Consider the following 16,679-nt stretch of genomic DNA (forward strand, 5'->3'; position numbering starts at 1 on the left):
TTTATACATTTTAACATATTTATAAAATTTGAAAACAAGTGAAAAAATATGAAAAATAATGTGAAAAATATGATATATTGTAAATAGACAGGAGGGAAAAACTATGAATACAAAGTGGGAAGGAGTTTCGGAAACGGCACTCATCACGTTGTACATGAGAGCAAAAGACCTTGACAGTGAAAGACCTATATTGTTCGATTTCAAAGCAAAAGAAATAGCTGAAAAAATAGAAATAAACGATAAAAAATTGAAAAAAGCATGGGCATCTTACTTGGGCTGCATAATACGTGCAAGAGTAATGGATAATGAAGCGAAAAAATTCATACAATCATACCCCGATGCAACAATAATATCGGTAGGAGCAGGACTGGATACAAGATTTTACAGAGTAGACAACGGAAAAATACACTGGTACAACATAGATTTTTTACCCGTAATACAAGCAAGAGAAAAAATTTTAGGAAAACACGCAAGAGTTGAAAATATAGCAATGTCGGCACTTGATCCCGCTTGGCCCGACAAAGTAAACCACAAAAACAGAAAAGTACTCATCATCTCCGAAGGAATGCTCATGTACTTTTCGAAAGAAGAAGTAAAAGAATTTTTGAAAATACTTACGGACAAATTCGACTCGTTTACCGCACAGTTCGACCTGCTTTCAAAAAACGCACTGATATTTGCAGGAAAACATGATGTGGTAGATCAGAAAAAAGCACCGTTCAAATTCGGATGCAAAGACGGAAGTGAAATAACAAAACTAAATCCTCTCATAAAACAGATAGGATACACAAATTTCACTGACGAAATGGAAAAACACGTAAAAGGCTGGAGAAAAATGATGATGCCTTTCATAAGATGCGTAAACAACAGATTGGGAATATACACTTACAAAAGAAAAATGAAAGAATAAAAAAATAGAGTAAACATAAAAATACCCGTTAATACGGGTATTAAATTTAAGTAGAGGAAAAACATGAGCGACAGAATAAAAGGAATAGCAATGGCAGCAACAGGAGCCATATTTTGGGGAAGTTCGGGAATAGCCGGACAATATCTTTTGAATGTAATAGGATTCTCCCCCGAATGGCTCTCATCGTTTCGTATGTTGACGGCAGGAATACTTTTGCTCATTTTCGATATAACTCAAAACAGACAAAACATATTTGAAATATTGAAAAAAACAAAAAACTTAAAAGACTTGGTAATATTCGGAGTGTTCGGCGTACTCGGAGCGCAATACACATACTTCGTAACGATAAAAGCAAGTAATGCGGCAGTAGCGACCGTACTCCAATACCTCATGCCGATAATACTCGTAATATGGGCATGCATCAAAGAAAAAAGAAAACCCGGAAAAATTGAAATGCTGTGTGCAATGCTCGCCACACTCGGAACTTTCTTCATAGTTACACACGGAAACTACGAAACATTGCAAGTATCTCCTAAAGCGCTCACATGGGGACTTATATCGGCATTATGTGCGGCAGTCTATACAATGCAGCCGCAAGAAATTTTGAAAAAATACAGAACCTCACTCGTAGTAGGTTGGGCAATGATAATCGGCGGAATATGCCTTTTATGCTATGCGTTAACAACACCATTTGTCGGAAAAATAAATACGGAATCGGTAGCGGCATTTATCTACGTAGTCATACTCGGAACGGTAATAGCATTCGGATTGTTCCTTGCAAGCACAAAGTACATAAAACCGCAAGAAGCCGGAATAGTAGGAGCACTGGAACCTCTTTCATCGGTAATATTCTCAATATTAATATTTTCGATATCATTCGGAATATACGAACTTATAGGAATGGCACTGATAATAAGTGCGGTAATATTCGTAACAAGACAAAAATGAAAATAAAAAATAATACTCCGGACATTTTTCAATCTGAACGAAAATGACTCCGTAATATTTTTTAAAACTAAAAAACGTAATTGATTTCACGCAAAAAAGCACGGAGACGAAAAAACTCCGTGCTTTTTGAATTTCAAAATTATAAATTTTTGTACTTTTTTCCGACCTCAAACGAATTTGCAACCTTACTTCCTAGACGGCGATAAGCGGAATGAACCGCATCGAAAATAACGGGATCCAACTTTTTGAAACAAATATTTCCTTTGTCATTCAAAATATTTTCATCAACGGAAATATTTACAATATCACTCACAAAATAAAAATCCTCGCCTACCTTCTCACACTTTGCCACCTTGCATTCAAGCACGAAAGGCAACTCATTGATAATCGGAGCATGAACGAAATCGCTCTTGGAAACGGTAAAACCTGCACGAGCGACCTTATCCGGTACATCATTACCCGAAACCATACCCAAAAAATCAATACGATCGATTGAAGACGCATTTGCAATACCTAAAGTAAAAGCATTGTTCAACATCAAATTTGAAGTAGTCTTGTGAGTATGAGAAAGCATAAACCCGATTTGATTCGTATCATAAATACCGCCCCAAGCCGCCACCATGGCATTCGGAACATTATCCTTATCGAAAGTGGAAATAACCATAACCGGCTGAGGAACCAACCAAGTCTTGGGCTCAAAATTTTTACGCATGAAAATCCCTCCCTTTAAAAATATTTTACTATAGAAAAAATAAAAATAAAAACAGCAAAACATTAAATAAAAAATAAACAAAAAGTATAAAAATTTAATTATATTAAATAAATTTAAAAAAATATTATTTTATAGTATATTAATAAAAAAAGATATTATTTTATAGTATATTATATATACACATTGTCTAAAATATTTTTAATGAATAAGAATAAAAAGGAGTTCAAAATGAACAGAGTATACAAATTAATATGGAATAATGCAAGAAATATGTATATTGCGGTATCGGAAATTGCCAAAAGTCACCGAAAAGAAACTTTGAGAAGCGGGAAAAAAACGGCAGCAATTTTTTTAGCCGCACTTTTTTTATGTGGAACGGGATTTGCAGAAAACACCGTTCAAGCTGAAAATAATTCACCGGTATTGACTGATGAACAGAAGAATGAAATTGCAGATAAAGTATTGGAAAAGCTTAAAAATAATGAAAATATAAAAATTTTGAAATCGCAATTTGGAATTCATTATTTTTCAGTGAAATCAGATGACAATACATCGCCTGATGGAACGAATTGGAATAATGATGGTGCAATCGGTGAAAATGCAATTGCTATCGGTAGTAAAGCGAGAGCATATGGATTGGATAGCAACGCAACGGGTGTAAATGCATGGAGTATAGGTAATTATTCTCAGGCTTGGGGTTATTTTGCATTGGCAGGAGTAGAAGAAGGTATAGACAAATCGGCTTATGATGCATTGTCTGATGAAGAAAAGAAAAATTATATCTTGCGTGAAATGAGCATTGGTGGAGTTGATAAATATTTATACTATAGAACAACGTTTAAAGAGTATACAAATGATGAATTTAATGCTTTAACAGAACAAAAAAGAAAAGATTTAATGTCTAATAAAGGTTATGGTTATCTCAGTGGTAAAAAGGTATGGACACCTACACCTCGCGCTATAGCAATCGGTCATTTATCGAAAGCTATTGGAGCTGCAACGGTAGCGGTTGGAAACTTGACCGAAGCGACCGGACTGCAGTCTACCGCCATAGGTACTCAGGCAAATGCGTCCGGAGGATTCAGTTTTGCTGCCGGTGATAGGGCCAGTGCGCAAAAGACAGGGACAATAGCCATAGGCATGAAAGCAAGCGCATCCGGTGAATGGAGTACGGCAGTCGGTTTGAGTGCAGAGGCTCAATCAGAAAAAGGGGTAGCATTAGGTGCTTCAGCGAGTGTGGATAAAAAGGGTGCAACGAGTATTGGTTATAAGGCGAAGGGGAGTGTAGAAAACGGAGTGGCTCTCGGTGCATACTCTACGGTAGACCGTGAAAAAGGAAAAATCGGATATGCCTTGGATGGTGATAACAGTACACTTGAAAAAGTTATGGAATCCACCGGACAAAAAGCAAAATATGATGAGCTTACGGGTAAAATTGATCCTTTGAAAGATGAATATAACGGATTATTAAAGGCCTATCTAGATGCACCGACAAATTCTCCGGAAGAAACAACTGCAAAACAAAAATCAGATGCATGGATAGCCGGACACTCAGATTTTATCTCTGCTGTAAAAGAGAAAAAACAGATGATTGCTGCTTGGCAATCCGGTAATGGAGCTGTATCTGTAGGAAGTGCAGGTGCGACAAGACAGATAACTAATGTAGCCGCCGGAAGTGAAGATACCGATGCGGTAAACGTGGCGCAGCTCAAGGCGTTAAATAATAAAGTTGATGCGAAGCCGGATGTTCACTATGTTTCTATTAAAAAGAATAAACCATTAAATGATAAATTGGCGGGCTCCAATTGGAATAATGACGGAGCTACAGGCGACGGTGCAATTGCTATCGGTAGTAAAGTAAAAGCTGAAAATAGAAATTCTATTTCAATCGGCGAAGGGATTACTAAGAATAAAGGCAAATTCGGTATTGCAATAGGTGCGACCGGAAACAGTGGTGAAGTGGCACCTGAAGTGAAGAATGAACACGGTATTGCTGTAGGTAGTGGTACGGTGGCGGATTCATCTGGTATTGCTTTAGGTTTAAAATCTAAAAATACGACAGGATATGCAATTTCAATAGGTCGTGAATCGGAATCGGGATACTTAGATATTGCTATGGGTTATAAAGCAAAGGCTGAAGATAAACAGTCAATTGCTATAGGTACAATGACACAAGTAAATGGATTTAGCTCAGTAGCAATTGGTTCGCAAGCTTCAGCAATACAGCAAACAACGGTAAGTATAGGTTATGCTGCAAAAACGGAATCAGAAGGTGCTACGGCAGTAGGTGAAGAAGCTTCAGTTGCGTCCGGAGGTAATTATGCTACGGCAATTGGAAGTAGTGCATATGTAGGTAAGATTATAACTTCAGGCGGTAATCCTGAAACTGGTGTGCCGGACAACTATTTCACAAAAACGGGAGAAGACGACACACCTACTATTGAAGCGGGCAAAGAGTATATGAATTCCATGGCGGTAGGCTTCGGTGCGAAATCTTATGGTTATCAAACTACAGCTATAGGTGCGGGTGCGGAAGCTTATGCAACGGATTCTTTAGCAATGGGTGTTCTTGCAAAAGCGAAGAGTAAACATTCTGTAGCTTTAGGTAAAGAAGCGTTTGCTGAAGGTTGGGCTTCAATGGCATTCGGTCGTCATTCTTTGAGTAAAGGAAATAATGCTGTAGCTTTAGGACATTATGCCTCTGTTGCAAGAGCGGATTTAAGTGAAGTACAAGACAGTGTAGCTTTAGGTGCTTATGCACGTGCAATGTCAAACAATTCTATTGCTATAGGTAAAGAATCACTTGCAAGAGTAAAAGAAGGAGAATTAGCGAAAGGTTATCTCACAAATTCTGTATTTAATGCTGTCAGTGGTGTTGTTTCTGTAGGTAATGAAGAATATCAATTAGGTGATAAGAAAATTGCTGCTAATTACAGACGTTTGACTAATGTAGCTGACGGTGCGGCAGATCATGATGTTGTTACAGTTGCTCAACTTAAAAAAGTTAAAGATATGTTAGATGCTAAAGTTGGTGATGTGACGACTATTAATCAAGATATTACGAATCTTAAAGGTGGATTTACCATTAAAGATACGGCAACCGGTACTGTAGATGTTACTTTAGGAGAAACGACAAAATCGGCTATTACCTTCAAAGCGGAAACACAAGATAAAGACGGAGCGACATCCGTTCTTACCGCAAAGGTAGATGACCAAAAGAATGTCACTTACACACTTAACACTAAAAAGCTCAAAGAAACATTGGGACTTAACCAACTCGGCACAGGTACAATGTCTTCATGGAAACTGAAAGTCGGTACTGATAGTACAGATATTTCAAATGGTAATGAAGTAACTTTTGCAGCAAGTACAGATAAAGATGCGAAGGGACTTTCCGTCAAAAAGAAAGGAAATGTAATTACTTACGGTATAAACAAAAGTGAACTTGTCGGTAATATTGCCGGAGATATTATAACGGAAATCAATAAGACTACGAATACTACCAAAATCACCAATGTAGATTGGTCAAAATTCCCCGGAATGAATTTCTATACGCAAGGAAGTGTAAATGGCGGTATATATACACCGGATGCAAGTGCTGATAATAAATGGAACAGCTCACATATAGTATTCGGTGAAGGTATTAAGGTTGAAAAGTTTAAAGATAAAGACGATAATCAAGTTACAAAAATATCGCTGGACGGTACAGGCGGAACCGGAACGAATGGTAAAGACGGAAAATCCGCTTATGAAATTTGGAGAGACCAGGAAGAAAACGGTGCTCAACCGAATAAAGGTAAGACGGAAAAAGAATTCCTTGACAGTCTGAAAGGTGAAAAAGGTAAAGACGGCGAAAAAGGTAAAGACGGTGCGAACGGCACGAAAGGTATTGACGGTAAAGACGGAACAAACGGAAAATCGGCTTATGAAATTTGGGAAGCACATGTAGATAAAGACGGAACTCAACCGAATAAAGGTAAGGGTGAACAAGAATTCCTTGACAGTTTGAAAGGTAAGGACGGAATAGGTGAAGAAAAAGTAAAAGAAATCAAAACTAAACTCAAAACGGAAATCACGAAACAGATGAATGAATTCAAAACCGAATCCGTACGTGGTGATGCTCTCGGGGCGGCGCTTTCCGCTTTGAAACCTTTGGACTACGATCCTTACAACAGAAGTCAAATCATGGCGGGCGTTTCTACATATAAAGGACAAGAAGCTATAGCACTCGGACTTGCGTACTATTCAAATGAAAATACACTTTTGCATGCAGGACTTTCATATGCAGGTTCAAGCGAACTCATGGCGAATGCCGGTATTTCCTATAAATTCGGTTCAAGTTACGATCGCAAACTTTTGGAAGAAAGAAATAAACTCATGCCGCAGTATAAAGGCGGAGTAATTTCATCGGTATACGTAATGCAAGATGAAATGGCAAAACTTCAGAAAGAAAATGCCGAACTTAAAAATGAAGTGAAGGAGGCAAATGAACGTACAAAACAAATTGAAAATGAAACAAATGCAAGAATTGCAAAACTTGAAGCTCAAATTCAAGCTTTGATTGCAGCGAGATAAAAAAATTTACCCTCTTTATCGTATGGTAGGGAGGGTATTTTTAAGGTTGAATATTAATGAATAAAATGATAAAAAATACAAATTTCCTAAGAAAAGTTTGTTTGTTATACAAAGTGTCGGCAAATATACAAGTTTATTATATTTAAGATAAATACGATAAAACATATGTATTTTTTCGAGCATTAGAAAAATAAACTTAAAATAAATTAAAAAGAAATAAAGGTATAAATATTCATATTTCGGTTGTGCTTTTCATTTGCATATGATATATTACAAAACATCAGTAAAGCCTTTCCTCTTTACTGAAAACGCTTAATTTTTCATTTTAAGCGCTCCGCAGATTTTATAGGTGAGAAAGCAGGTTAACTCCTGCTTTTTTGCTTTTTTATGAATAAATGTGTTATATCTATATAAAACAGAAGTGAAAGGGTGATACTATGAGTAATGTCGTTGTGGGTGAAAAAGCTCCGCTGTTTACTTTGCCTTCAGATAAAGGGCATGATATTTCTCTTTCCGATTACAAGGGAAGAAAAGTAATTTTATATTTCTATCCGAAGGACAATACTTCCGGTTGTACATTGGAGGCTATGGCATTTCGAGATCGTTTCGAAGATTTGAAACGTTTGGGATATGATGTCATAGGTATCAGTCGTGACAGTGTACGAAAGCATTGTAATTTTAGAGATAAAAATTCTCTGAATTTCCCTCTTTTGTCCGATGAGAATGAAGAGGTTTGCAATATGTACGGTGTCATGAAGGAAAAAAGTATGTACGGAAGAAAGTACATGGGCATAGAGAGGTCCACTTTCATTATTGATGAAAAAGGAGTTTTGATTGCCGAGTATCGAAAGGTGAAAGCTTCTACACATGTGGAGGAACTTTTCAAAGAGTTGTCCGGAAAATAAATAATCCCCGTTTTTATGATTTTCATTTTGTATCTTTTACGATATTTATGAAGTCATTTGACGGGGATTTTTTTATTTGTTCGGGAAGTTGGGATCTTTTGAGATTTCCACTTTTCCGTAAAGTGTCAAAAATCTGTGAGGGTCGTCATCGTATGAATTTTTTGTGATGTCGTTTGTACTTTCATAGATGCCGCCGAGTTTTATATCCATTATCGAAAGCAAAGTGTTGAATATCAAATCGTTTGTGAAATATGTTTTTTCATGTTCTTTCAATATGTTTATCGTTTCCTTGCGGTTTTGCATATAATCGTCCGAGAATGTCATGAACATAGGTATATATGTCATTTCCGGCACGAAAAGTGTCGCATCGTGTGCAAGTCCCTGATCTACCGCATCGGTATGGTCGGAGAAGTATATTATGCCTTTGAAGTTAGGTATTTCTTTTGCCGTTTCATAAATATTTTTTAAAACTTCGTCCGTATAGCGTATGCTGTTGTCGTACTTGTCTATGGAGATGTCGTTTCCTTTGTAGTAATCGTATCCGTCGGGGTATCTTGCTCCGTAGGGGGTGTGGTTTCCCATGAGGTGTATGACGATGAGCATTTTGTCGGTCTTCGGAAGGTTTTTCAGCTCCGTTACCAGATTTTCATCGTAATCTCCTTTACGGTTTCGATTTTTGTCTACTTTTTCGGTCCATTCACGTTTTGTTTCGCCTGCCGTTTCGTTTATGAATTTTTGGTATTTCGCATCCGATGCGATAACGGTAATCGGCGTGTTGAACATTCCGTATTTTCCTTGGTTGCTGAGCCATGCCGTAGTGTATCCTGCGGCATTTGCAACTTCGAGTATCGAGGGCGCTTCTTTCATTTGTATACGGTTGTATTGATTTTTTGCGGTGAGTGCAAATGTGAGTACCTGTACGGTTTGAGTGTGGCACGATCTTGCATGGTCGAAGAATATGAAGTGCGGATCGTTTTTTATACTTGAAAGGAAAGGAGTTGTATCACGATTGTATCCGTATACTTGCATATGGTCACGATTTTGGGATTCGCCTATTATCAGAACGTATACGCCTTTTTCGTCTTTTGCCTGTAAATTTTGCTTGATAAATTGTTTTCGTGCTTCTTTATTTTCGGCAAATTCTCTGTATTTGTCCATGTATTCTTTAGTTTGTATAAAAGGTGCGGCTATCGAGTTGCGTGATGTGTGAAATATCAAAAGTCCGTGTAAAAGTAAAAGTAAAATCGCAATAACAACGGAATATTTCGGAAGATTTGTATTTTTTACAAGTTTTTTATAGGACAAAATTGAAAGTCCCAAGACAATAATCGGAAAAAGGAGAAGAAGTCCGTAAATACTTGAGTTGAACATACCTTGCATATATGCAGAAGCTTCGCTGAAGTCGGTTTGACTTATGGCGAGAAAAGTTTCCGGAAGCATCAATTTTTTTGTTATCGTCCAGTATCCCCAAAGAATTGCAACCGGAAGCAATGTAATGAAGAATGTCACGAATGCAGTAAAGATATGTGCAATTTTGTTTTTTACAAATCTTAAAATTATAAGTAAAGGATTGTAGATGCAAAGTGTAAAGCCCGCAAAACGGTAAAAGTCTTGTGCATCATATGTAAGTCCGGAAAATCTGCGGATAAGGTATGCGGATGCAAATAAAACGAAAAGCGGCAGAAGTGTAATCAGGTATGATTTACTTTTACCGAAGTAAAAATATGTGAGTGATACTGAAATTGCCGCATACAGAGCATAGCTTTCATTACCGCTGATCGGAGTGTATCCGTTTATCAGTGCGGATATGACAAAAATAAATATGAAACCGATGAAAACGGAAAATAAAAATTTCATCAGATTTTTTAAATTATTTGCGTTTAAAAATTTTTTTATGAAAGTCATATAGAATACCTTTTATTATAATTTTTTTTAAATTCATAACTGATATTTTAATACAAACTTATGAAAAATGCGACAACTGTGGTAATATATAAATATAGATTATTTTCGATATATTTAAATGAGAATAACGAAAACAAAAACGGAAGTTTGTATTTTCCAATGTGTAATTTTTTGAAAACGAAGATGTAAAAACTGTGTAAAATACGCAGTTATTCACCTTTTTCACATACTTATTCACAGTTTTCCACAGGGTGTGACAATAACAAATTTATAAATTGAAAAAATACAGTAAAAATGCAATTTTTGTGAAGTGTTTACAAGGAGTGTACAAAAATACAGGTTTAAAAATGTGAATAAAATTTTCGTTGTTTTAATTGAGAATAGCAAAAAAACTTTATTTTGTCGAGTTTTTCAAGGTGTGGAAATATGAAAAATATTTGTGAATAACTGTGAATAACTTTTTATTTTACAAAATTAAAATGCAGATTTTATTGATTTTAATGTTGTATTTTTTGTAAAAAACACGTAAAAAAGGAGTTTTTTTATTTTAACGAACAAATTTTCATGTTTTTGTATTTTCGTTGTGAACAGTTGCGTAAATTTTCTAATATTATAGTTTGATTTGAAAATTTTCCGATAAAGGTTTAAATTATGGGTAGGACTTCGGTATAATTTTTATTCGAAGGTCGGAGGGAGGCGAAAATCATAGAATTCCGACGGTTTAATATAGACGATAAGGAAAGAATAAATGATTTTTTCAAGGTTCATCATTATGAGCAATGTGATTGTTCGTTCAACACATTATTTTTATGGCAAAATTCTTACAATACGATGTGGGCAGAGCAGGACGATATTTTGTTCATACGTGCAGGAAGGGGAAATCAAGTCTATTTCATGCCGCCGTTTGCAAAGGAAGGTGCTTCTTTTTCTCACGGATTGGAATTAATTCAGCATGAGTTTGATAAAACAGGTCATCCTTTCATGTTGATGGGTGCCTCAAAAGAGGTTGTAGAAAAAATTGAGACGCAAGTACCGGATAAGTATCTTTTCACGCCCTTTCGTGATGATTGGGAGTATATTTACAAGACGAGTGATCTGATCAATCTTTCCGGAAAGAAATTCAGAATGAAAAAGAACCACCTGAATCATTTTTTAAGAGAATATGGTGACTATGTGTATGAACCCGTAAATGATACAAATATGGAGGATGCTCGTAGAGGAATAAGTGAATGGTTCGTGCGTCATGGTGATATTGAAAAAGAGGAAGAGGCCATAAATCTCGCTTTCGATAATTGGAAAGCGTTGGGCTTAAAGGGTGCCGTTATTCGTATTTATGGCAAGGTAGAGGCTTTTACTTGCGGAGATTTGCTTAATGAAAATGTCGCACATATACATTTTGAAAAGGCAAATCCTGAGGTGCGCGGTTTATATCAGGCGATAAACAGAGATTTTATTCTTAATGAGTTCAAAGATACCGAGTTCGTAAATCGCGAAGAGGATTTAGGTATTGAAGGCTTGAGGAAAGCAAAAAACGAGTATCATCCCGATCATTTTGCGGAGAAATACAATGTCACGCTTAAGTAAAAAAGTGTGAAGGGATGTGTATCGGATGTCGATGCTTGATTTATTTTTGATTCATTATTTGCAGCGTTTCGACAAAGTTTGTTTTAATGTAAGTTTACATGGAAAAGTTTATAAAATCGGAGAAGGTGAGCCGAAATTTACCGTCAAGGTAAATAAAGATATTCCCAAGAAGCAGTTGTTTTCATCTACTACGCTTGCGCTCGGAGAAGCATATATGCGCAAGGATATCGAAATTGAAGGCGACCTTTACGAAGCTTTGTATGCAATTTTGAGTCAAACAAATCAATTTTCATTGGACAAGGGTGCTTTGGGCAGTATTCTGCATACATCGGAATCCAAAGCAAATCAAAAAAAGGAAGTTTCTTCTCATTATGATTTAGGAAACGATTTTTACTCTCTTTGGCTCGATCCGTCAATGAGTTATTCGTGCGCTTATTTCAAAAATGAAAAGGATACTTTGGAAGATGCACAGCGTAATAAGGTGCATTACATACTTGAAAAGTTACATCTTGAAAAAGGCATGAAACTTTTGGATATCGGTTGCGGCTGGGGATATCTTTTGATTGAAGCTGCAAAGAAGTACGGTGTTTCTGGTTACGGTTGTACTTTGAGCGAGGAACAGTGTAAAAAAGGTCGTGAACGTATAAAGGCTTTGGGACTTGAGGACAAAGTACATATCGATCTTGTGGATTATCGTGATTTGGAATCAAAAGGTTTGATGTTCGATCGTATAGTAAGTGTAGGTATGATTGAGCATGTAGGTCGTTCGAATTATTCACTTTATATGGAAACGGCAAACCACCTTTTGTGTGATGGAGGAGTTTTCCTCTTACACTACATAAGCGGTAATACCGAAGGTGTGAAAAATCCGTGGATGCGTAAGTATATTTTCCCGGGCGGAACGCTTCCGTCACTTCGTGAAATGATATACCGCGCATACGAGAATGATTTCCGTGTGCTTGACGTTGAAAGTTTACGCAGACATTATTACAAGACTTTGAAATGTTGGTACGAGAACTTCCAAAAAGTTCGTGAAAAAGTTAAGAGTGAACGTGGTGAAGAATTCGTTCGCATGTGGGATTTGTACCTCTGCGGATGTGCCGCCGCATTCAAGCTCGGTAATATAGATTTGCATCAAATTCTTATGACAAAAGGTGTAAACAACGATTTACCGATGACAAGATGGTATTAAAAAAATAAAAACGGTTAAGGAAATTGAGTCGTCATTAAAAACGGTGAAGATTTCCTTATCCGTTTTTTATTTTGTGTTTTATGAAATATTTGTACTTTGTAAAAACGTGTCGGATGAGAATATTTGTCTTAAATTTATAAGTGCATTTGATGCTTCAATATGTATTTTGTTTTCGCAAATAAAAATTACATTTGAAACTGGTATTATAAAATTGTTCAATTTTGGCAATTTTAAGATTTCAAAAAATATTTTATAATGTTTTAAGAATGAACGCCATGGGTTCAAAAATACTCTTTGGAGGCATATATGAAACATGAATATGGAAGTTTGCCGCATAATACACAGTGGCTTTGTTTGACTGCGCTTATGATGGCGATAAATGTAATTTTAAGTTCTTTCAGTATCCCTGTTCCGGGCGGTCATTTTTATTTTAATGAAATCATTATAACCATTGCCGCAATTTCGTTGGATCCGGCAGGAGCGTTTGTAGTTGCGGGTATCGGTGCGTTTTTGGGAGATTTCTTCTTCTATCCGGCTCCGATGTTCGTATCTCTTGTAGTACACGGTATCCAAGGTGTCGTGATTTCGGTGATTGCACGTAAATGTCTTACCGATAAACCGATTGTCGCATCGGTTATGGGTGTTACGGCAGGTCAAATCATCTCATGCATCGGATATTTCTTGGGAAGAGCATTCGTATACAGCACTATGGAATACGCAATGATTAAGATACCTTTCGATTTGCTGCAAGGTGTAGTCGATTGTGTTATCGGTCTCTTCATTTGTTGGAAGTGGAGTTTCCCTTCAATTGTACAGAGAATTATTATTAAGAAATAAAAATAAGGCTTACTTAATCTTGAGTAAGCCTTTTGAATTGCCTAATTTTCCAAAAGTTCTTTTCTTTTTTTTCTTCGTATACGGTTTATGTGACGTTCAAAACTTCCGTTTGATATAAATTCGGCAAGCACCAATTGGTCGAATACCGGAACCGTACATGAATAAAAACCTATATTTCTTTCAAATTTTTCCGTCAATCTTTTCGGTATTACCATGTAACCTACACGCATTGACGGTGCTATGGTACGTGAGAACGTATTCATATATATTACCGAATCGGGAGCTAATGAAAACAGTGTGTCTTCAGATTTTGAAAGTAAGGTGAATTCCGAATCGAAATCGTCTTCAATCAAAATTCCGTTACGTTTTGATGACCATTTAATGTATTCTCTTCTTTTAGAAGCGCTTGCGGTTACTCCGCTGGGATAACTGTTGTAAGGTGTTACATGCAAAACTTGTGCATTACTTTTTTGCAGCGCCTCCGTTTCTATACCTTCAACGCCCATTTTCAGTTTTTCTATTTTCGCACCGTTTGCCAAGTATACCTGTTCGATTTTTTCGTATGAGGGATCCTCAAGACCGTACAAAACGTTTCGCCTTAAAGCTTGTACCGTAAGTCCGTAGAGGTATTCCGCACCGGCACCGATGAGAATCTGATCTTCATCTACAATTATATCTCTGCTTCGTGCCAGGTACTCGGCGATTGCTCTGCGAAATTCCGGTTGTCCCTTGTTGGGTGAACGGCTCAATATTTTTTCACCGTACATTGTAAGTATACGTCGCATCGTTTTTGCAAGAATTGAAAACGGAAAATCTTCACGTGAATAAAGACGTCCCTGCTCGATTTCTATGTTTTTACGCATTGAAGGGGAAATATTTATCGGCTTTTTTCCCACCGCAAAAGAATTGTCCTCACTGTAAATTACAAAATATCCTCTACGTTGACGCGGCTCTATATATCCCTCTTCCGCCAAAAGTTCATACGCATGCTCAACCGTTATGACACTTACTCCCATTCGTTCGGCAAGCTGACGTTTTGAAGGTAATTTACTTCCGTACTTGTAAACTTTGCCGGTTATCGAACTTCTGATTTTTGTGTACAAACGCATATATGCGGATATTTTCTTATCGTGTTCCATTTTTTACCTCTTAACAAAACAGAATACTTAATTAGAATAATATTATACTTGATAGTAACATAGTATATGTTCAAATTCAAACAAAAGTATATAACCAAATAAAAGCAATTCGTGAAATTTATTTATATATCGATTTAAATATAAGGAAGCGGTGTGAATTATGGTATACTATACTTATACTTGTTGAAATTTGAAAAGGAATAATATGTACATAGAAAAAATAAATACTCCCGCAGATTTGAAAAAGATGACTGCGGAAGAAAAGCAGGCTCTGGTTGATGAAATCAGAACTCTTTTAATTCACAGAATGCCGACAACCGGAGGACATGTAGGACCGAATTTGGGAATGATAGAACCTACGGTCGCTTTGCATGACGTATTTACGATGCCTTACGACAAAATTGTTTTTGACGTATCTCATCAGACATATACACATAAAATACTTACGGAACGTAAAATAGCATTTACCGATCCCGATCACTACTTCGATTTATCGGGATTTACAAGTCCGGATGAAAGTGAATACGATCTTTTTACAATCGGACACACATCCACATCGTTGAGTTTGGCGTTGGGACTTGCAAAAGCACGTGATATGCGTGGAAGTGATGAAAATGTAGTGGCGATTATAGGTGACGGCTCACTCTCGGGCGGTCAGGCACTCGAATCTTTGAGCATTGCCGGCGAACTCGGTACCAATTTCATAATGATAGTAAACGACAACGGAATGTCCATTGCCGAAAATCACGGAGGATTGTATGAAAATTTGAAAAAACTTCGTGAAACGAAAGGCGCTTATCCGTGCAATATTTTCAAAGCGATGAATTTGGATTACATTTTCGTTGAAAACGGAAACAATTTGAAAGAAATCACCGAAGTGCTTAAAAGAGTAAAAAACATTTCAAAACCTGTTGTAATACACATGGTTACACAAAAAGGCATGGGATATGATTATGCCGAAAAAGAAAAAGAAGTATGGCACTACCACCAACCGTATGACGAAAAAACGGGTAAAAACATAAACAACACCCAAATTGAAACGTACACGACACTCACACGAGATTACATACTTGAAAAGACGAAAAAAGACAAAGAAGTTACGGTAATACTTGCCGGTACACCCAGCGTTGTCGGATTTTGGGACAAAGAGCGTAAAGAAGTCGGCAAACAATATATGGACGTAGGAATTGCCGAAGAAGCCGCAGTATCAATTGCAAGCGGAATGGCGAAAAATGACGGCAAACCGCTCCTTGCGATATACAGTTCCTTTTTGCAACGTGCATTCGACCAACTTTCTCAAGATGTATGTATAAACAAAACTCCGATAACAATGCTCGTAAACAACGCATCATTGTACGGAACACGTGACAAAACTCATTTGGGAATATTCGACATACCGCTTATATCTCACATACCCGAACTCGTATACCTTGCACCGACAAATGCAAACGAGTACATGGCGATGCTCGAATGGTCGCTTGAAAATAAAAAATTTCCCGTAGCGATAAGAATGCCGGTAGGAAAAACGAAGTACACGAAAAAAGAAGTAAGAAAAAATTATGACGAAATAAATAAATCGGAAATAATACAAGACGGAAATACCGTAGCGATTTACGCACTCGGACAAATGATGACGAAAGGCGAAGAACTTGCCGAAGAAATACAAAAAACGCTCGGCATAAAAGCTACCCTCATAAATCCGATTTACATAACGGGAATTGACGAAAAAATCGCACAAAAAGTAAAAGAAAAACACAAAATAATAATCACACTCGAAGACGGAATAAAAGACGGAGGATACGGAGAAAGAATAGCGGCATACTTTTCGTCTACCGATATAAAAGTGAAAATCTACGGATTGGCAAAAGAATTTTTGGACAGATACGACATCGAAGAAATATTGAAACAAAACGGAATGACGGTTCCGCAAATAATTCAAGACATAAAAGAAATTTTATAAAAAAGAACCTCG

General features: G+C 36.9%; 11 protein-coding genes. 8 read left to right on the forward strand and 3 right to left on the reverse strand.

The window, feature by feature from the left end; translation table 11 throughout:
* The first annotated feature begins 103 nt into the window (after window positions 1-103).
* Together P6922_RS03605 and P6922_RS03610 are read left to right on the forward strand one after the other, a co-directional pair.
* Window positions 104-910 (forward strand): class I SAM-dependent methyltransferase, encoded by an 807-nt coding sequence (locus tag P6922_RS03605; protein ID WP_276874375.1) that lies wholly within the window; start codon window positions 104-106, stop codon window positions 908-910.
* 63 nt (window positions 911-973) lie between these two features.
* Window positions 974-1,858 (forward strand): DMT family transporter, encoded by an 885-nt coding sequence (locus tag P6922_RS03610; protein WP_276874376.1) that lies wholly within the window; start codon window positions 974-976, stop codon window positions 1,856-1,858.
* 139 nt (window positions 1,859-1,997) lie between these two features.
* Here P6922_RS03610 and P6922_RS03615 read toward each other — a convergent pair whose 3' ends face one another.
* Window positions 1,998-2,570, reverse strand: a complete 573-nt coding sequence (locus P6922_RS03615) for a flavin reductase family protein (protein WP_276874378.1) — start codon at window positions 2,568-2,570, stop codon at window positions 1,998-2,000.
* A 228-nt stretch (window positions 2,571-2,798) separates the two neighbouring features.
* On the opposite strand from P6922_RS03615, the gene P6922_RS03620 reads away from it, so the two are divergent.
* Together P6922_RS03620 and bcp are read left to right on the forward strand one after the other, a co-directional pair.
* Window positions 2,799-7,145, forward strand: a complete 4,347-nt coding sequence (locus P6922_RS03620; RefSeq protein ID WP_276874381.1) for an ESPR-type extended signal peptide-containing protein — start codon at window positions 2,799-2,801, stop codon at window positions 7,143-7,145.
* Window positions 7,146-7,582: 437 nt separating this feature from the next.
* Window positions 7,583-8,050 carry a thioredoxin-dependent thiol peroxidase gene (gene bcp / locus P6922_RS03625; RefSeq protein WP_276874383.1) on the forward strand — a complete coding sequence of 156 codons (468 nt, stop codon included), beginning with the start codon at window positions 7,583-7,585 and terminating at the stop codon, window positions 8,048-8,050.
* A 72-nt stretch (window positions 8,051-8,122) separates the two neighbouring features.
* On the opposite strand, the gene P6922_RS03630 is transcribed toward bcp, so the two are convergent.
* Window positions 8,123-9,955 (reverse strand): sulfatase-like hydrolase/transferase, encoded by a 1,833-nt coding sequence (locus tag P6922_RS03630; RefSeq protein ID WP_276874384.1) that lies wholly within the window; start codon window positions 9,953-9,955, stop codon window positions 8,123-8,125.
* 744 nt (window positions 9,956-10,699) lie between these two features.
* On the opposite strand from P6922_RS03630, the gene P6922_RS03635 reads away from it, so the two are divergent.
* From P6922_RS03635 to P6922_RS03645, 3 genes are all read left to right on the forward strand, one after another.
* Window positions 10,700-11,539 (forward strand): DUF2156 domain-containing protein, encoded by an 840-nt coding sequence (locus P6922_RS03635; protein ID WP_338084751.1) that lies wholly within the window; start codon window positions 10,700-10,702, stop codon window positions 11,537-11,539.
* A 25-nt stretch (window positions 11,540-11,564) separates the two neighbouring features.
* The gene (locus tag P6922_RS03640) at window positions 11,565-12,731 is read left to right on the forward strand and encodes a class I SAM-dependent methyltransferase (RefSeq protein WP_276874386.1); all 1,167 of its coding nucleotides are present in this window, start codon (window positions 11,565-11,567) and stop codon (window positions 12,729-12,731) included.
* Window positions 12,732-13,037: 306 nt separating this feature from the next.
* A complete protein-coding gene (locus P6922_RS03645; protein ID WP_007554619.1) occupies window positions 13,038-13,568 on the forward strand; it encodes an ECF transporter S component in 531 nt (176 codons plus the stop codon).
* A gap of 41 nt (window positions 13,569-13,609) precedes the next feature.
* Here P6922_RS03645 and pdxR read toward each other — a convergent pair whose 3' ends face one another.
* Entirely contained in the window at window positions 13,610-14,707 is a 1,098-nt protein-coding gene (pdxR, locus tag P6922_RS03650) for a MocR-like pyridoxine biosynthesis transcription factor PdxR (RefSeq protein WP_276874388.1), read from the reverse strand.
* Window positions 14,708-14,912: 205 nt separating this feature from the next.
* Here pdxR and P6922_RS03655 point away from each other — a divergent pair, with 205 nt between their 5' ends.
* A complete protein-coding gene (locus P6922_RS03655) occupies window positions 14,913-16,667 on the forward strand; it encodes a 1-deoxy-D-xylulose-5-phosphate synthase (RefSeq protein WP_276874390.1) in 1,755 nt (584 codons plus the stop codon).
* Window positions 16,668-16,679 lie beyond the last annotated feature (12 nt).

Origin of the sequence: Dialister micraerophilus, assembly GCF_947090205.1 — a bacterium.
In the GTDB taxonomy this organism is placed as follows: domain Bacteria; phylum Bacillota; class Negativicutes; order Veillonellales; family Dialisteraceae; genus Dialister; species Dialister micraerophilus.